The organism is Kitasatospora sp. NPDC001119 (assembly GCF_053598475.1).
Window position 1 is genome coordinate 248,738 of sequence record NZ_JBSFKI010000010.1, and the last position, 16,724, is coordinate 265,461.

Consider the following 16,724-nt stretch of genomic DNA (forward strand, 5'->3'; position numbering starts at 1 on the left):
TCGCTCAGCGCTCCCTCGGCCCCGTGGTGCAGGGCAGCGGCGACCACAGCGGACAGGCCGCCGGGCCCTGCGGCGGGGGAGCGGCGCCCCGGGCCGCCGCCGGCAGCTCCCAGCGCGCGGCCGCCTGCGGCCGCGGATCCACCAGGACGGCCTCCAGACCGGGCGCCGGGCTGCACCAGATGCTGGTGATGCCGTTCGGCGCCCCGCCGGGCAGCAGTGGCACACCCGGCCCCGCCGCGTTCGCCGCGTCCGCCGAGTCCGCCGCCTCCGACCCGGGGGCGGGCGGAGCGGCGGGCAGACAGGCCGCGGGCGTCGGTGGGGCGGACGGCCGGAACAGCCCCGCCGGGCGAACCCCCGCCAGGGTCGCCAGCACCGCCCCGCCCACCGCGAGCGTCAGCAGCGCCGCCGCACCCGTCCGGCTCGCCGTCCAGAGCCGGTGCCGGGCCCGCAGCACCGCCACCGGCGCACGGTGCGGCTCCGGGCAGCCGCGCACCGCCGCCCGGTGCAGCAGCCCGCTCAGCCCGTCCGCGAAGCCCGGCTCCGCCGGATCCGGCCCGACCAGCTCTGGCACCCACTGCGCCAGCGCCGCCCGCGCCGCCCACACCCGCCCCTCGGCCGCCGCCCGCGTGGACTCCACCTCCACCGCGACCGCCGCCGCCGGGAACCCCAGGCCGTCGTGCAGCACCAGCGCCCGGCGCTGGGGGCGGGACAGCCGCTTCAGCGCCTTCAGCAGCGCCCGGTCCCGGTCGGTCAGCCGGTCGTGGTCCGGCAGCACCGCCTGCGACTCGTCGGCCGGCCGCACCCTGATCCGCCGGTGCGGCAGCCCCCAGGCGTGCGACCGCCGGGGCCCGCCCCGGTGCCACGGGGACAGCGCCAGCTCGCAGGCGCGCACCCGCACCCACCCCTCCGGGTTCCCCGAAGCGGTGACCGCGCCCCAGCTCCGGCGCGCCTCCCCGAACGCCCGCCGGACGCAGTGCACCGCCCGGTGCCGGCAGGCGGTCAGCAGGAACACCTGCTGCACCAGCCGGGTGTGGACGGTCTCGTAGAGCTCCTCGAAGGTGACCGCCGGGGCCTCCGCGTCGAGGTCGTCCTCCGCGCTCGAGGGCGCGGCGGCGGCCAGCGCCGCCCGGCCGGGGCTGACGGGGCCGCGTCCGGCGGGGGCGGCGTGCTCCTTCGGTGCCTGCCCGGGGTCGGCGGACGCGCGCTCCACGGGGGCGGGTGCCGGCTGCGCTCCGTCGGCATCCTGCGCGGCCGGGGCCCGGTACGGAGCACCGCCGCGGCCGTCCGCGTCCGGGGTGGCCGTCGGCGCGTGGCCGGGGTCCGCGGACGGGGAGTTCTCCGTCCGGCCCTGTCCGGTGCCGGGGGCGTCAGCGTGCCGACCGGGATCGGCAGGGGGCGCCGACCCGTCTCCGCCGCCGGGTGGGCCGGGGTCGGCAGGGGCCGTCGGCCCGTGGTCCGCGGCGGCGCCTCCGGTCGGGAGCGCGGGCGTGCACGCCCCCTGCGCGCGCCCGGGGGTGGCGCCCCTTGTGGAGGCCTGGCGCGGATCCTCGGCCGGAGCCCCGGGGCTCACGCCGCCGTCCACGCCCCGCGTCGGCCGGGCCGTCCGCGCGCGCTCGTCGGCGGCGGCCCGCAGGGTGTCGCCGGAGGGTGCCGGGGCGGGCTTCCCGCTCCGGGTGCGGCGCCGCTTCCCGGTCGCGTCCCCGCCTGCCCCCGCCTCTGCCCCCGCTCCGGGGCCGGCAGCGGCCGGGGCGAGGCCGGCGGGGTTCGCGGGGCGCCCGGTCGGGCCGGGGTCCGGGGGGTGCGGCAGCGCGCCCGCCAGCAGGGCGAAGGCCTCCGCCTCGGTGCGGGTGCCGAGCTTGCGCAGGGCGCGCTGGAGGTAGCTGCGGGCGGTGTTCGGGGTGACCCCGAGGGCGGCGGCGGTGCGGGGGAGGTCGTGGCCGGCCGCGAGGTGGGCCAGGGTCTGGGCCTCACGGGGGGTCAGCTTCCGCAGCAGGCGGCCCGCGTCGGTCCCGGCCTGGTCGGGCTTGCGGTGGCGCTCCGGGGTGGGGGAGTCGGCGGTGGGTGGCGTGGTCATCAGACGCTCCGGGCCGGGGCGCCGGCGGCTTGGGGGCAGGGTCTGAAAATGCGCATAAGCCAATAATCTGGGACACGGCGGCGGTTTGGCGCTTCACGGAGCATGGCGAGTCGCCTTGGCACCATGTGGCCCATGACGCAGCTGATGGGTCGTCCGATCCTGGAACCGCCCGGCGTGTTGGGCGGACGCCCCGCGCTGGCCGACCTGTTGGCGGGAGTGCGGACGGCGCTGGTCGGCCTGGCGGCGGTCGGGCTGCCGGTGCTCGGGCTCTGGGTCGCGACGCCGTACGCGGACGACGGCGCGGCCGCTGTCACCCGGTTGGCGGGGGTGCTCTGGCTGCTCGGGCACGGGGCGCCGCTGCTGCGCGGGCCGACGGACGCCCCGCTGACCGTCACTCCGCTGCTGCTCGGCGTCCTGGCCGTGGTCCGGCTCCACCGGGCGGCCGCCGGGGTGGCGGCACGGCGCGGGCCGCGCCCGCGCTGGGGCGGCCCGGCGGCGGTGTGGGCGGGGTACTGCGCGGTGGCCGTGGGGGTGGCGCTGCACTGCGCGGGCGACGGGCTGTTCCGCAGCCGGGTGCTGCTGGACGTCCTGGTGGTGGCGTCGGTCGCGGGCCTGGCGACGGCCGCCGGGGCCCGTTCGGTGACCGTCCTCGACGTGCCGGCCGACTCCCCGTTGGACCTCCTCCCGCCCCCGTACCGCCCGGTCGACGGCGCGCCGGTGGTCCGGGCCGCGGCGCTGGCGGCCGGGGCCGGGCTGGTCGCGGCGGGCGGCCTGCTGGTGGTGTGCTCGGCGGTGCTGGACGCGGTGGCCGGTGGCGGGCGCGGGATGGCGCTGCTGGGGAGCGGGCCCGTCGCGGTGGTGGGGCTGCTGCTGCTCGCGCTGGTGCTGCTGCCGAACGCGGTGCTGTGGGGCGCGGCGTACGCGCTGGGTCCGGGCTTCGCGGTGGGCGCCGGGACGGTGGTGTCGCCGGTCGGTACGGCGCTGGGCCCGGTGCCGGAGTTCCCGCTGTTCGCCCTGCTGCCGGCGGACGGGCCGGGCGGCTGGCGGCTCGCGGTGTCGGTGCTGCCGCTGCTGGCCGGGGTGGTGCCGGCGGTGCTGCTGGGCCGGGCGGCGGCGGGCCGGCGGCTGCCGGGCGCCGGGTCGGGGGAGCGGCCCGAGCCCTGGCCGGCGGCCGCGACGGCGGTGGCCGCGCTGGCGGCGGCGCTGTCGGTCGGGGCCGGGGCGGCGGTGCTGGGCTGGCTCTCCGGCGGGGCGCTGGCGGGGGAGCGGCTGGCCTGGGTGGGGCCGGTGCCGTGGACGGGCCCGGCGGCGGCGGGCTGGATCGCGCTGGTCGCCGTCCCGGGCGCGCTGCTGGTCCGGTACCGCACGCTGGGCCCGGCGGACGGCGGGGGCGTGTACGCCCGGCTCGTGAGGCAGGCCCGCCGGGGCGCACTGGAACTGCGCGCCGGTACGTACGCCTTGGTGCTGCGGCTCTCCGGACCGGGCGTCGGGACCGCCGACGAACCGGGCCCCGAGGACCGGGACCCGGCCGGCCCTAAGGATCAGACCGCCCGCACGGATCAGGCCGTCCGCACGGACCGGACCGAATGAGCCGCCCGGGAGACCCGACCGGTCCCGGAGGCCCGGCTACTCGGCGTTCCCGGTGAAGTCCACGTACCACTGCGGCGCGTACCGGTCGCAGTTCTGGGCGCCGACGGAGGTCAGCGAGTCCTGGACGCAGGTGACGTACTCGCGGTAGTGGTACCCGAGGCCGATCACCGAGGTGGCGACCACGATGGTCATCGCGCCGGTCAGGATCCCGGCGAGCGCGGCCGGGGTGAGCGGGTTCGACGCGGGGGCGACGGGGTACGGGCCGCCCGGCCCGGCGAGCGCGCCGGCGGCCGGGGCGGGCCGCCGGGCCCGCAGCGCGCCGACGCCCCAGACGATGCCGAGCGCCCCGGCCAGCAGGGCGATCCAGTGGAACCCCGTGAACAGGCAGACCAGCGCGAACGGTCCGGCCAGCGCGGCGTTGCGGGCCTTGCGGTGGGCCGGGTCCGCGGGGTCGAGCCGGGGCGGCTGCGGGGCCGGCGGCCGCTGGCCGGGGCGGCCGTCGCCGCCGGGGCCCCACGGCGGCGGAAGCTGCGGGCGCCCGCCGTCCTCGCCGCCGGGGCCTGCCGGTCCGCCGGAGCCGCCCTGGCCCCCGCCGGCCCAGGGGCTGCGCGGCTGCCACGGCTGGTCCGGGGTATCCGCCGGCGGCGGCGCGAAGGGGTTGCGCTCGCCGGTGTCGTCGCCGCTGCTCATGGGTTCAGCCATTCCTTCTCGGTCGGGGCTCGTTCGGAGGTTCTCGGGTCGGAGCGGTCTTCCGCGCCCCAATGATCCCGCAGGCCGATCCGGCGGCCGTCCGGCGGGATGGTCCCGCGGCCGTCCGTCGGGCCGCCCGCTGCCCGTCGGTGGGCCGGTGCGGGCCGGGGCAACTCCGGTGCGGCGGGCCGGAGGAGATCCCCGTCTCAACTACGCGCGTAGCGCCGCCGGGAGGGTGCGGAGGCCGTCCGACCAGCCGTTATCGTGGTGACGGTCAGCAGCCCACAGAGGTTCCCCCGGGCCCGCGTCGCGGCGGGTTTCCCCGGAGTTCCCCCTCGCTCGACCTGCCGTTCGTAGTGGCCCCACCGCCGGTGGACGTACCAGCGGACGGCGCCCGACCTACGGAGAAACGCGCAGTGGCCGCCGCCCCCGCCCAGCACTTCCCGCCCCGTACGCCCGGACCGGCCCGCCTGGTCGTGCTGGTCTCCGGCTCCGGCACCAACCTGCAGGCGCTGATCGAGGCCGCCGCCGATCCGGCGTACGGCGCCGAGATCCTCGCCGTCGGTGCGGACCGGGACGGGATCGCCGGTCTGGAGCGGGCGGAGAAGGCGGGCCTGCCGACCTTCGTCCACCGGGTGAAGGACCACCCGGACCGGGCCGCCTGGGACCGCGCGCTGACCGCCTCCGTCGCCGAGTACCAGCCGGACCTGGTGGTCACGGCCGGTTTCATGAAGATCCTCGGCCCCGAGTTCATCGCCGCCTTCACCGGGCGGATCGTCAACACCCACCCCGCACTGCTGCCCGCCTTCCCCGGCGCCCACGGCGTCACCGACGCGCTCGCGTACGGGGTGAAGGTCACCGGCTGCACCGTCCACCTGGTCGACTCCGGCGTGGACACCGGGCCGATCATCGCGCAGGGCGTCGTCGAGGTCGTCGACGCCGACCACGCCGATGGCGGCGAAGCGCTGCACGAGCGCATCAAGACTGTCGAGCGCAAGCTGCTCGTCGACATCGTGGGCCGGCTGGCCCGCGAGGGTCACCGCATCGAGGACCGAAAGGTATGGATTCCGGCATGAGTGCCAGCTCCACCACCACGCCCGTTTCGGAGAACGTTCGTCCGATCCGTCGCGCGCTGATCAGCGTGTACGACAAGACCGGTCTGGAGGAGCTGGCCCAGGGCCTGCACGCCGCCGGGGTCGCCATCGTCTCCACCGGCTCCACCGCCGGCCGGATCGCCGCCGCCGGCGTCCCGGTGACCGAGGTCTCCGAGCTGACCGGCTTCCCGGAGTGCCTGGACGGGCGCGTGAAGACGCTGCACCCCCGCGTGCACGCCGGCGTGCTGGCCGACCTGCGGCTGGAGTCGCACCGCGCCCAGCTGGCCGAGCTCGGCGTCGAGCCCTTCGACCTGGTCGTGGTGAACCTCTACCCGTTCAAGGCCACCGTCGCCTCCGGCGCCACCCCGGACGAGTGCGTCGAGCAGATCGACATCGGCGGCCCGAGCATGGTGCGCGCCGCCGCCAAGAACCACCCCTCGGTGGCCGTGGTGGTCGACCCGGCCCGCTACGGCGACGTGCTGAAGGCCGCCCAGGAGGGCGGCTTCGACCTGGCCACCCGCAAGCGCCTGGCCGGTGCCGCGTTCGCCCACACCGCCGCCTACGACGTGGCCGTCGCCTCCTGGTTCGAGGCCGGCTACGCGCCCAGCGACGAGCGCTTCCCCGAGTTCCTCGGCGCCACCTGGGAGCGCCAGAACGTGCTGCGCTACGGCGAGAACCCGCACCAGGGCGCCGCGCTGTACAGCGACGGCACCGGCGGCCTGGCCGGCGCGCGGCAGCTGCACGGCAAGGAGATGTCGTACAACAACTACGTCGACACCGACGCCGCCCGCCGCGCCGCCTACGACCACGCCGAGCCGGCCGTCGCGATCATCAAGCACGCCAACCCGTGCGGCATCGCGACCGGCGCCGACGTCGCCGAGGCGCACCGCAAGGCCCACGAGTGCGACCCGGTCTCCGCGTACGGCGGCGTGATCGCCGTCAACCGCCCGGTCACCGTGGCGCTGGCCGAGCAGATCGCCCCGATCTTCACCGAGGTCGTCGTGGCCCCCGGCTACGAGGAGGGCGCCCTGGAGGTGCTCACCCGCAAGAAGAACCTGCGGGTGCTGCTCGCCCCCGAGGCCCCGGCCAACCGCCAGGAGGTGCGCCCGGTCTCCGGCGGCGTGCTGCTCCAGGACGCCGACCGGGTGCACGCCGAGGGCGACGACCCGGCGAACTGGACCCTCGCCACCGGCGAGGCGCTGACCGCGGCCGAGCTGGCCGAGCTGGCCTTCGCCTGGCGGGCCTGCCGGGCCGTCAAGTCCAACGCGATCCTGCTGGCCAAGGACGGCGCGTCGGTCGGCGTCGGCATGGGCCAGGTCAACCGGGTGGACTCCTGCAAGCTCGCGGTCGAGCGGGCCGGCGAGCGCGCCAAGGGCGCCTACGCGGCCTCGGACGCCTTCTTCCCGTTCGCGGACGGTCCGGCGATCCTGATCGCGGCCGGCGTCAAGGCGATCGTCCAGCCCGGTGGCTCGATCCGTGACGAGGAGGTCGTCGCGGCGGCCGCCGAGGCCGGCGTGACCATGTACTTCACCGGCGCGCGGCACTTCTTCCACTGATCCCGCCGCCGGCGTGACGGCGTGACGGTGTGACGGAACGACAGAGCGGCCCGGCCCCCTCCGAGGAGGGAGCCGGGCCGCTCCGGCGTGGTCCTGCGGGCCGGTCAGTACCGCGGCCGGTTGAACCAGTTGACGCCGTCCTGGACGCACATGGCGGTGATCCAGATGATGCTGATCGCCAGCCAGAGCAGGGCCATGACCAGGCCGACCGCGGTGCCGCCGGTGATGGCGCCCAGCAGGATCAGCAGGCCGATCAGGGCGCCGAGCGAGCCGTACACGATGGTGGTGACCCGGACGGCGTTGCCGCCCTTGCCGAACTTCGCGCCGAGCGTGATGGAGAGCGCGGCGAACAGGCCGAACAGCACGGCGACGACGATCAGGACGCCGGCGGCGGCGTCGCCCAGCGCGGTGAACGGGTTGTCCTCGCTCGCGGCCCGGGTGGCGTTGGTGGCGTCCTTGGCGACCGCCCCGATGACCATGTAGAGGATCGCGAGCAGCGTCTGCACGCCGCCGACTATGAACAGCAGCACGCGGGCGGTGGTCACCAGGCCCGGCATGGACGGCGGGGCCATCGGCGCGTAGCCGTAGGCCGGGGCGGCCTGCGGGTAGCCGTAGCCCGGGGCGGCCTGCGGCGGCGGGGCCTGCTGCGGGTAGCCGTAGCCCGGGGCGGCCTGCGGCTGGCCGTACGGGTTGTTCGGGTCGGGCGGGTAACTCATGGATGCCTCCGGGCAGTTACGGGGACGCGGGGACGGGACGCTGACGGCCCGGTGCCGACCGGTGACAAGGGTCACCGGCCGAAGGGGACGTTAGCCGAGCGGGGTGACAGCCCGGCGGCGGTGACGGGCGCCGCGGCTCGGCAGCGTGGTGAGCGTCAGGGGCGCGAGGCAGCCGACGGGTGCGGTGCGGGCGGGACGGTGCCCCCGCGGTCGGACTGCTGGCTCTGCTCTGGTCGGCTCACTGGCTCTTTCCCCCGGGTACGCCCCACCGCGGGTCCGTCGGCCCGTCACCGGGCCGGTTCGCGGCGGGAATGCGCTTATCGTCATCCGGACGACGGCGCCCTGTCCAGCCGGTTCCGCGTGCCGCGCCGAGACTGTGGCGCAACCGCAATGTGCGGTGGACCTTCGTACCCGTCCGTTCACCCGCCGGTTCCCCCGGCTGTTCCCCCGCCCGGCCGGGCGCCCGTTCCCCGGCCCGGCCACCCCCGGAACCGCGGCCCGAGCGGTCGGACGCCCTCGGTACGGAGACCCCCGGCGATCCGGGAGAATGGGGTCATGACTGCCCAGATTCTCGATGGCAAGGCCACCGCCGCCGCGATCAAGTCCGAACTCGCCGCCCGCGTGGCGGCCCTCAAGGCGAAGGGCGTCACGCCCGGCCTCGGCACCGTCCTGGTCGGCGACGACCCGGGCAGCCGCTGGTACGTGAACGGGAAGCACAAGGACTGCGCCGAGGTCGGCATCGCCTCGATCCAGCGCGAGCTGCCCGCCACCGCCACCCAGGAGGACGTGGAGAACGTCGTCCGCGAGCTCAACGCCGACCCGACCTGCACCGGCTACATCGTCCAGCTGCCGCTGCCCAAGGGCCTGGACCAGAACCCGGTCCTGGAGCTGATGGACCCGGACAAGGACGCCGACGGCCTGCACCCGACCTCGCTCGGCCGGCTCGCCCTGGGCATCGACGGCCCGCTTCCGTGCACCCCGCTCGGCATCGTCGAGCTGCTGCGCCGCCACGACGTCGAGATCAACGGCGCCGAGGTGGTCGTGGTCGGCCGCGGCATCACCGTCGGCCGTTCGATCGGCCTGCTGCTGACCCGCCGCAGCGAGAACGCCACCGTCACCCTGTGCCACACCGGCACCCGGGACCTCGGCGCCCACCTGCGCAAGGCCGACATCATCGTGGCCGCCGCCGGCGTGCCGCACCTGGTCAAGCCGGAGGACGTCAAGCCGGGCGCGGCGGTGCTGGACGTGGGCGTCAGCCGCAGCGAGGGCAAGATCGTCGGCGACGTGCACCCGGGGGTGGCCGAGGTGGCCGGCTGGATCTCCCCGAACCCCGGCGGCGTGGGCCCGATGACCCGCGCGATGCTGCTCAACAACATCGTCGAGGCGGCCGAGCGCCGCGCCAGCATCTGACACCCCAGGGACGGCGAGCATGACTGAACCGCGATCGGCCCGGTCCCGCCGCAGGCCGGTCAAGACCACCGGCACCCTGCCGCCCGAGGGCTCGGCCGCGGCCCTCGGACGCGATCACGCCCTGCCGGTCCGGCAGTGGCCGATCACGCTCGTCCTGCTGGTCGTCGGCGCCGGCCTCGCGGTCACCTGGTTCGCCGACTTCAAGGACGGTTTCAAGTACGGGCTGCTGATCCTCGGCGGCGGCGTGCTGCTCGGTGCGGTGCTGCGGCTGGTGCTGCCCGAGGTCGGGATGCTGGCGGTGCGCAGCCGCTTCACCGACGTGATCGTGCTGAGCTTCCTGGGCCTGTCGATCGTGCTGCTGACCCTGGTGGCGCAGCCGAACCCGTGGGTGCAGATCCCGTTGCTCGACAACATCGGCCAGCTGATGGGCCGGCCCCGGCACTGACCCGCGGCCCGTGACGGCCCCCGCCCGACGCCATGGAAATCCAGGGCCCGGGCGGGGGCCGCCTTTCTTCTGTGACGCATCAGCCACGCCGGGACACCAGGCGTACGCTTCCCTTTGCGATAACCTGACGCCGGTCTCTCGACGTCGAGAGAGATCATCCTGGCTCCAGTGCCGGTGTGCCTGGGGCGCCTGGCGATTTGCTGGAGAAGGTAGAAATGACCCGCACCCCCGTCAACGTCACCATCACCGGCGCGGCCGGCCAGATCGGCTACGCGCTGCTCTTCCGCATCGCCTCGGGCCACCTGCTCGGCGCCGACGTGCCGGTGAACCTGCGCCTCCTGGAGATCCCGCAGGGCCTCAAGGCCGCCGAGGGCACCGCCATGGAGCTCGTCGACTGCGCCTTCCCGTTGCTGCGCGACATCACCATCACGGACAACCCGAACGAGGCCTTCGACGGCGCCAACGTCGCGCTGCTGGTCGGCGCCCGTCCGCGCACCGCGGGCATGGAGCGCGGCGACCTGCTGCAGGCCAACGGCGGCATCTTCGGCCCGCAGGGCAAGGCCATCAACGACCACGCCGCGGACGACATCAAGGTCCTGGTCGTCGGCAACCCGGCCAACACCAACGCCCTGATCGCCCAGCGCAACGCCCCGGACGTCCCGGCCGAGCGCTTCACCGCGATGACCCGCCTGGACCACAACCGCGCCGTCGGCCAGCTGTCCGCCAAGACCGGCGCCCTGGTCTCGGACATCAAGCGCGTCACCATCTGGGGCAACCACTCCGCGACCCAGTACCCGGACGTCTTCCAGGCCGAGATCGCCGGCAAGCCGGCCTTCGAGGCCGTCGGCAGCGACCTGGCCTGGCTGGAGAACGACTTCATCCCGACCGTCGCCAAGCGCGGCGCCGCCATCATCGAGGCCCGTGGCGCCTCCTCGGCCGCCTCGGCCGCCAACGCCGCCATCGACCACGTGCACACCTGGGTCAACGGCACCGCCGAGGGCGACTGGACCTCCATGGGTGTCGTCTCCGACGGCTCCTACGGCGTTCCGGAGGGCCTGATCTCCTCCTTCCCGGTCACCACCAAGGACGGCAGGTTCGAGATCGTCCAGGGCCTGGAGATCTCCGACTTCTCGCGCGCCCGCATCGACGCCTCGGTCAAGGAGCTGACCGAGGAGCGCGACGCGGTCCAGGAGCTGGGCCTCATCTGAGCCCGCCCCGCACGGCTCCACCGGCGGCCCGCCGCTTCCTTCCCGGAAGCGGCGGGCCGCCGCCGTGTCCGGACCGGGCTCCGCCGTCGTGCGGGCCCGGGTTCCGCGGCGGTGTCCGAGTCGGTGCTCCGCCGTCGTGTCCGGCCCCGGCCGGTACCGGCCGTCCTACACTGGCCCGCTGTGAACGAAACACTCGGGGACGCCGCGCTCGTCCTCGTCTTCATCCTGCTGGGCGGGTTGTTCAACGTCGCCGAGATCTCGCTGATCTCGCTGCGCGAGGGCCAGATCCGGACGCTGGAGGCGCACGGCACCCGCCGCGCCGCCCGGGCCGCGCACCTGGCCGCCGACCCCAACCGCTTCCTGGCCGCCGTCCAGGTCGGGGTGACCTGCATGGGCTTCCTGTCCGCCGCCTTCGGCGCGGACACCCTGGCCGGCAAGGTCGCCCCGCTGTTCGTCCGGGCCGGGCTGTCCGAGGGGGTGGCCGCTGCGGTGGCCCTGGTCGGCCTCACCCTGGTGATCAGCTACGCCTCGCTGGTGCTGGGCGAGCTGACCCCCAAGCGGATCGGCCTGCAGCGCGCCGAGTCGATCGCGGTCGTCGCCGCCCCGGTGGTGGACGTGATGTCGGTGGTGCTGCGGCCGGTGATCTGGCTGCTCGGCCACTCCACCAACCTGATGGTCCGGCTGCTCGGCGGCGACCCGACCGCGGGCCGCGGCTCGATGAGCTCCGAGGAGCTGCGCGGCCTGGTCGCCGCCAATACCGAACTCGGAAGCGACGAACGGGCGTTGATCGCCGACGTGTTCTCCGCCGGGGAGCGCCAGCTGCGCGAGGTGATGGTCCCGCGCACCGAGGTGACCTTCCTGGACGCCGAGCGCCCGCTGGCCGCCGTCCGGCACCAGGCCGACACCTCGCCGCACTCGCGCTACCCGGTGGTCGAGGGCAGCGCCGACGCGGTGGTCGGCTTCGTCCACGTCCGCGACCTGTACGGCGCGCGCGGCGAGCAGGCCGTCAAGGTCCGTGACCTGGCCCGCCCGGTGAAGCTGCTGCCCGGCACCAAGCGGGTGCTGGAGGCGATGGGCGAGATGCGCCGGGAGGGCCACCACCTGGCCATCGTGGTGGACGAGTACGGCGGCACCGCCGGGATCGTCACCCTGGAGGACCTGGTCGAGGAGGTGATCGGCGAGATCCGGGACGAGTACGACAGCCCGGCGGCCGCCCCCACCCGGCGGCTGGCCGGCGGCGGCATGGAGCTGGACGGTCTGCTCAACCTCGGCGACTTCGCCGAGGAGACCGGCGTCACCCTGCCCGAGGGCCCGTACGAGACGGTGGCCGGCTGCCTGGTCGCCGCGCTCGGCCGGCTGCCCCGGGACGGCGACCAGGTGCGGGTGCCCGTCGAGGGGGGCGGCGGGGTACTGCTGACGGTGGCCAAGGTCGAGGGCCGGCGGATCGCCCGGGTGGGGGTGAGTGCGGTCACACTGGCCGAGCCCGCGGGGGCGGAGGTTTCCTGAGCGGTCGGTGGAACTGGAAGAATGGCCCGCATGGTCAACGCAGCGGTCACTGGTCCGGTCAAGGACCGTCCCCGGGTGCTCTCCGGCATCCAGCCCACTTCCGGCTCGTTCCACCTCGGCAACTACCTGGGCGCGGTGCGCCAGTGGGTCGACCTGCAGAAGGACAACGACGCCTTCTACATGGTCGTCGACCTGCACGCGATCACGGTGCCCCAGGACCCGGCGACGCTGCGCGAGAACACCCGGGTCTCCGCCGCCCAGCTGCTCGGCGCGGGCCTGGACCCGGACCACTGCACGCTGTTCGTCCAGTCGCACGTGCCCGAGCACGCGCAGCTCGCCTGGGTGATGAACTGCCTCACCGGCTTCGGCGAGGCCTCGCGGATGACCCAGTTCAAGGACAAGTCCTCCCGGTACGGCGCCGAGGGCACCACGGTCGGCCTGTTCACCTACCCGATCCTCCAGATCGCGGACATCCTGCTCTACCAGGCCGACGCCGTCCCGGTCGGCGAGGACCAGCGCCAGCACGTGGAGATCACCCGCGACATCGCCGAGCGCTTCAACACCCGCTACGGCCGGACCCTCACGGTGCCGAAGCCGTACATCCTCAAGGAGACGGCGAAGATCCAGGACCTCCAGGACCCGGCCGTCAAGATGAGCAAGTCGGCCTCCTCGCCCAAGGGCCTGGTGAGCCTGCTGGACGACCCGAAGGCCAGCGCCAAGAAGTTCAAGAGCGCCGTCACCGACACCGGCACCGTCGTGTCCTACGACGAGGAGGGGAAGCCGGGCGTCTCCAACCTGCTGCGCGTCCACTCCGCGCTCAGCGGCCAGTCGGTCGAGCAGCTGGTCGCGCACTTCGAGGGCAAGATGTACGGCGCCCTGAAGACCGAGCTGGCCGAGCTGTTCACCGAGTGGGTCACCCCCTTCCAGGAGCGCACCCGGCTGTTCCTGGACGACCCGGCCGAGCTGGACCGGGTGCTGGCGATCGGCGCCGAGAAGGCCCGCGAGGTGGCGTCGGTGACGCTGGAGACGGTGTACGACCGGATCGGCTTCCTCCCGGCCGCCAAGCGGTGAATCCCCTCACACGCCTGCCCGGTGGTGACGGCCTCCCCGAGGTCGTCACCATCGGCGTGTCCGTGAGCGTCCCGGACCCGTACGGCACGGCGATCCAGGACGCCCGGGCCGGGCACGGCGACCCGCTGGCCCGGTCGATACCCACGCACGTCACCCTGCTGCCGCCGACCGAGGTGCCCGCGGGGGAGCTGCCGAAGATCGAGGAGCACCTGGCGGCGGTGGCGGCCGCGCACCGGCCGTTCCGGATGCTGCTGCGCGGCAGCGGGACCTTCCGCCCGGTCTCCCCGGTGGTGTACGTCCGGGTCGAGGAGGGCGCGCAGGAGTGCCGGCTGCTGGAGGCGGACATCCGCTCCGGCCCGCTGGCCCGCGAGCTGGCGTTCCCGTACCACCCGCACGTGACGGTCGCCCACGGTCTGCCGGAGGACGTGCTGGACCAGGCGTACGAGCAGGCGCGCGGCTTCCGGGCGGACTTCCCGGTGCCGGGCTTCGGCCTCTCCCGCTTCGACGCGGACGAGGTCTGGCGGCCCTGGCGGAGCTACCCGTTCGGGTGAACCGGGGCCTGCTCCGGGGCGTGTCCGAGGGTGTGTCCTAGCCCTCCCCGGCCGCCGAGTTCGAGCATCCGGTCGACCACCCGGCGGGCCGCGCCGCCGTCGTCCAGCGCGCAGTGCTCGGCCCGGAAGCGCCGGTAGCGCTCGGCGTAGCCGGGCGGCGGTCCGCCGTCGCCGTCGGCCAGTTCGCGCAGCGCGCCGAGGAGTTCGGCCGACGTGGGCACCAGCGGGCCGGGGGCGTTCGACTCGAAGTCGAAGGAGAAGCCGCGCAGGGTGTCGCGGTAGTGCTCCAGGTCGTAGGTGAAGAAGTACATCGGGCGGCCGGTGATGGCGAAGTCGAACATGATCGACGAGTAGTCGGTCACCAGCACGTCCGCGACCAGCAGCAGTTCCTGCGGGTCGGGGTAGTCCCCGCAGTCGTACAGGAAGCCGTCTCCGGCGCCCGGCAGCGGCTCGCGGACGTGCGCGTGCGGACGGACCAGCAGCACGTGGTCCGCGCCGAGCAGGCGCCGCGCGTGGCCGAGGTCCAGCCGCAGGTCGAGCCGGAACCCGTCGCCGTCGCCGCGCTGCTGGTCCTCGCGCCAGGTCGGCGCGTACAGCACGATCCGCCGGCCCTCGGGGACGCCGAGCCGGCGGCGGACGGCCGCAGCGGCCCGCGGGTCCGGGCGGGCGAGCACGTCGTTGCGCGGGTAGCCGGACTCCAGCAGCTCGCCGCCGTAGCGGAAGGCGCGCCGGAGGATCGGGGTGGCGAACGGGCTGGGGGAGAGCAGCAGGCTCCACTGCGGGGTCTCCCGGTCGAGCGCCCGCAGGTAGCCGCGGTCGGCCAGCCAGGGGCTCTCGACGTCGTGGGCGATCCGCTTCAGCAGGGAGCCGTGCCAGGTCTGCACGACGACCTGGCCGGGGCGGCGCTCCAGGAAGTCCGGGAAGTGGGTGTTGCCGACCAGGTACCGGCAGGTGGCCAGCGCGCGGTACCACTCCGGGCTCCAGCTCCGCACCGGGACGACTCCGGGCGGCAGCGCGGCCTGGGCGTCGTCGACCACCCACAGGTGCTCCAGCCGGCCGTCCCGGCGGGCGAGTTCGGCGTGCACCGCGCGCGGGGAGTCGGCGTAGCCGCGGCCGCCGAACACGTCGTACAGCACCGCCTCGCGCAGCGGCGCGCGGCGGGCGGCCGGGTAGCGTTCGGTGCGCAGCCGGTGCTGGGTCCAGGCGCTGCGCTCGGTGGCGGTGAGCACCGGGGTGGAGTCCACCACCAGGGTGTCGTGCCACCGGCGTTGCAGCAGGATCCGCTTGCCGCCGGCGGTGGTGGCGGCGGGGACGGCGGTCAGCGCGGCGGGGGCGGCGAGCAGCGGCCGGCCGTCCCAGGGGCGGCCGACCGGCTCCAGCGCGGCCTCCCAGACGCCCTTGCGCAGCGGCAGCGCGACGCCGTCCGAGCCGGTCCGGGTGGCGGGCACCCGGGCCCGGAAGCGGCCGTCCGGGCCGGTGCCGACCGGGGTGCGGACCTCGCTCGCGGAGCCGGGGTGGCGCAGCACCAGCTCCAGCGCCGAGGCCGGGCCCGGGCAGTGGCCGGACAGCTCGAAGCCGCCGTCCCGTACGGCGATCCGGTCGACCAGGCCGGCCGCGGGCTGGACGCAGAGCTGGAGCCGGCCGTCGGCGAGGTGCTTGAGGTAGAGCACCCGGTCCGGGGCGCCGGGCAGCGGGTGCTGGCCGGCCACCGGGCCGCCGCGCTCGTCGAGGCAGGGCTGCACGGCGGCGCCGTCGGGGTACAGCAGTTCGGCGTCCCAGTGCTCCAGCCGGCCGCCGCCCCGCCCGTCGGCGGTGAACGGCCGGTACGGCACCCGGACGGTGAAGGTGTTGCCGGTGCGGGCGAGCGGCCGTTCGACCACCGCGTCGCTCTCCCGGTGGCGCAGCCGCAGCACGGTGCCGGAGGGGCAGGTGTCGGCGACCCCGTCCAGGTCCAGGCCGTCGGGGGCGGGGGCGGCCCGGGTGACCAGGACGGCCGGGCGCTCCAGCCGCAGGTGCAGCCGGCCGTCGGCGAAGAACGGCTGGAGCCGGACGTCGTGGTCCACCCAGTGGGCCGGCGGGTACTCGCCGGACCCGCACCAGTACGGGGCGAGGGCGCCGTACCGGCGGCGCACCCGGGCGGGGCGGGGGCGGGTGAAGAGCGTGGCCTCGATCCGCCAGTCGCCGAGCAGCCAGTGGCCCCCGCGGCGCAGCCGGCCGGGGGCTATCAGGGCGGTGAAGCCGGACCAGTCGTGGTTGTGCTCGGACTGGGCGCTGTCGTCGGTGACCTCGGGCATCCGGCGGGGGCGGGAGCGCAGGTGCAGCGGCGGCTGGGAGCGGTTCTGGTGGCGCAGGGTCAGCCAGGTCCAGGCGGAGCCGGGCCGGCCGGTGTCCTGGCCGTCCGGGCGGGCGAAGCCGGTGAGCTCCAGGCCGCGGCCGTGCCAGCGGGCGCGCAGCAGGCCGAAGGCGACGTCCTCGTCGGCGGCGGGGTGGTCGGCGGCCACCCGGGGGGCGGCGTGCGGCAGGACCAGCCGGGTGAGCACAGGCATGGCGGTGGGAGCCCTTCGGGAGGGAGATCCACATCCCATCCAGAAATGGCGCCGGGGTCAATTGCACGCTTTTTCGAATGCCCCGGGGAATCGCGTTTCCGGGAACGCCGGTTCGACATTCGAAATCGGTTTTCCGGTCGTTTCCGGATCCGGCTCCGGAAACGCGCGGGCGCCCCGCCCCCCCCCCCGCCCCGCCCCCCCCCCCCAGGGACCGCGGGGGAAAACAAAAGGGGGCGAAACACCAACACCCCCCCCCGGGGCGAGACC

Annotated in this window: 13 protein-coding genes; 9 read left to right on the top strand and 4 right to left on the bottom strand. The window is 75.4% G+C overall.

Annotated features, from left to right (window positions below):
• Nucleotides 1–4: 4 nt before the first annotated feature.
• Nucleotides 5–2,074 carry a sigma factor-like helix-turn-helix DNA-binding protein gene (locus tag ACWDD9_RS15590; RefSeq protein WP_449811805.1) on the bottom strand — a complete coding sequence of 690 codons (2,070 nt, stop codon included), beginning with the start codon at nt 2,072–2,074 and terminating at the stop codon, nt 5–7.
• Nucleotides 2,075–2,206: 132 nt separating this feature from the next.
• Between ACWDD9_RS15590 and ACWDD9_RS15595 the strand changes: the two genes are divergently transcribed.
• On the top strand, nt 2,207–3,664 hold the full coding sequence (locus ACWDD9_RS15595; protein ID WP_449811806.1) for a cell division protein PerM: 1,458 nt from the start codon (nt 2,207–2,209) through the stop codon (nt 3,662–3,664).
• A 36-nt stretch (nt 3,665–3,700) separates the two neighbouring features.
• Here ACWDD9_RS15595 and ACWDD9_RS15600 read toward each other — a convergent pair whose 3' ends face one another.
• A complete protein-coding gene (locus ACWDD9_RS15600) occupies nt 3,701–4,354 on the bottom strand; it encodes a hypothetical protein (RefSeq protein WP_449811807.1) in 654 nt (217 codons plus the stop codon).
• A gap of 416 nt (nt 4,355–4,770) precedes the next feature.
• Here ACWDD9_RS15600 and purN point away from each other — a divergent pair, with 416 nt between their 5' ends.
• Both purN and purH read left to right on the top strand, forming a co-directional pair.
• Nucleotides 4,771–5,430, top strand: a complete 660-nt coding sequence (gene purN, locus ACWDD9_RS15605) for a phosphoribosylglycinamide formyltransferase (RefSeq protein ID WP_049654788.1) — start codon at nt 4,771–4,773, stop codon at nt 5,428–5,430.
• Nucleotides 5,427–7,004 carry a bifunctional phosphoribosylaminoimidazolecarboxamide formyltransferase/IMP cyclohydrolase gene (purH, locus tag ACWDD9_RS15610; protein WP_117488183.1) on the top strand — a complete coding sequence of 526 codons (1,578 nt, stop codon included), beginning with the start codon at nt 5,427–5,429 and terminating at the stop codon, nt 7,002–7,004. Before purN ends, purH begins: the two co-directional genes overlap by 4 nt.
• Before the next feature lie 104 nt (nt 7,005–7,108).
• On the opposite strand, the gene ACWDD9_RS15615 is transcribed toward purH, so the two are convergent.
• Entirely contained in the window at nt 7,109–7,720 is a 612-nt protein-coding gene (locus tag ACWDD9_RS15615) for a hypothetical protein (protein ID WP_049654791.1), read from the bottom strand.
• Between the two features lie 555 nt (nt 7,721–8,275).
• Here ACWDD9_RS15615 and ACWDD9_RS15620 point away from each other — a divergent pair.
• The 6 genes from ACWDD9_RS15620 (at nt 8,276) to ACWDD9_RS15645 (ending at nt 13,911) form a co-directional block, all read left to right on the top strand.
• Nucleotides 8,276–9,130: a bifunctional methylenetetrahydrofolate dehydrogenase/methenyltetrahydrofolate cyclohydrolase gene (locus ACWDD9_RS15620; protein WP_449811808.1), complete on the top strand. Its 855-nt coding sequence runs from the start codon at nt 8,276–8,278 to the stop codon at nt 9,128–9,130.
• A 19-nt stretch (nt 9,131–9,149) separates the two neighbouring features.
• The gene (locus tag ACWDD9_RS15625) at nt 9,150–9,575 is read left to right on the top strand and encodes a DUF3017 domain-containing protein (RefSeq protein WP_049654793.1); all 426 of its coding nucleotides are present in this window, start codon (nt 9,150–9,152) and stop codon (nt 9,573–9,575) included.
• 215 nt (nt 9,576–9,790) lie between these two features.
• Complete coding sequence (locus ACWDD9_RS15630) at nt 9,791–10,783, top strand: malate dehydrogenase (RefSeq protein ID WP_074003925.1); 993 nt, start codon at nt 9,791–9,793, stop codon at nt 10,781–10,783.
• A gap of 180 nt (nt 10,784–10,963) precedes the next feature.
• A complete protein-coding gene (locus ACWDD9_RS15635; protein ID WP_049654801.1) occupies nt 10,964–12,289 on the top strand; it encodes a hemolysin family protein in 1,326 nt (441 codons plus the stop codon).
• A gap of 30 nt (nt 12,290–12,319) precedes the next feature.
• Nucleotides 12,320–13,360 carry a tryptophan--tRNA ligase gene (gene trpS / locus ACWDD9_RS15640; protein WP_049654802.1) on the top strand — a complete coding sequence of 347 codons (1,041 nt, stop codon included), beginning with the start codon at nt 12,320–12,322 and terminating at the stop codon, nt 13,358–13,360.
• Nucleotides 13,361–13,422: 62 nt separating this feature from the next.
• A complete protein-coding gene (locus ACWDD9_RS15645) occupies nt 13,423–13,911 on the top strand; it encodes a 2'-5' RNA ligase family protein (RefSeq protein WP_259316624.1) in 489 nt (162 codons plus the stop codon).
• Here ACWDD9_RS15645 and ACWDD9_RS15650 read toward each other — a convergent pair.
• On the bottom strand, nt 13,896–16,457 hold the full coding sequence (locus ACWDD9_RS15650; protein WP_449811809.1) for a CDP-glycerol glycerophosphotransferase family protein: 2,562 nt from the start codon (nt 16,455–16,457) through the stop codon (nt 13,896–13,898). The two genes, ACWDD9_RS15645 and ACWDD9_RS15650, sit on opposite strands and share 16 nt — an antisense overlap.
• Nucleotides 16,458–16,724: the final 267 nt, after the last annotated feature.

What these genes read in the sequence shown, in the direction of transcription:
- ACWDD9_RS15595 (WP_449811806.1), top strand. Translation starts at nt 2,207, where the DNA reads ATGACGCAGCTGATGGGTCGTCCGATCCTGGAACCGCCCGGCGTGTTG.
- purH (WP_117488183.1), top strand. Translation starts at nt 5,427, where the DNA reads ATGAGTGCCAGCTCCACCACCACGCCCGTTTCGGAGAACGTTCGTCCG.
- ACWDD9_RS15620 (WP_449811808.1), top strand. Translation starts at nt 8,276, where the DNA reads ATGACTGCCCAGATTCTCGATGGCAAGGCCACCGCCGCCGCGATCAAG.
- trpS (WP_049654802.1), top strand. Translation starts at nt 12,320, where the DNA reads ATGGTCAACGCAGCGGTCACTGGTCCGGTCAAGGACCGTCCCCGGGTG.
- ACWDD9_RS15600 (WP_449811807.1), bottom strand. Translation starts at nt 4,354, where the DNA reads ATGAGCAGCGGCGACGACACCGGCGAGCGCAACCCCTTCGCGCCGCCG.
- ACWDD9_RS15630 (WP_074003925.1), top strand. Translation starts at nt 9,791, where the DNA reads ATGACCCGCACCCCCGTCAACGTCACCATCACCGGCGCGGCCGGCCAG.
- ACWDD9_RS15650 (WP_449811809.1), bottom strand. Translation starts at nt 16,457, where the DNA reads ATGCCTGTGCTCACCCGGCTGGTCCTGCCGCACGCCGCCCCCCGGGTG.
- ACWDD9_RS15615 (WP_049654791.1), bottom strand. Translation starts at nt 7,720, where the DNA reads ATGAGTTACCCGCCCGACCCGAACAACCCGTACGGCCAGCCGCAGGCC.
- ACWDD9_RS15590 (WP_449811805.1), bottom strand. Translation starts at nt 2,074, where the DNA reads ATGACCACGCCACCCACCGCCGACTCCCCCACCCCGGAGCGCCACCGC.
- ACWDD9_RS15625 (WP_049654793.1), top strand. Translation starts at nt 9,150, where the DNA reads ATGACTGAACCGCGATCGGCCCGGTCCCGCCGCAGGCCGGTCAAGACC.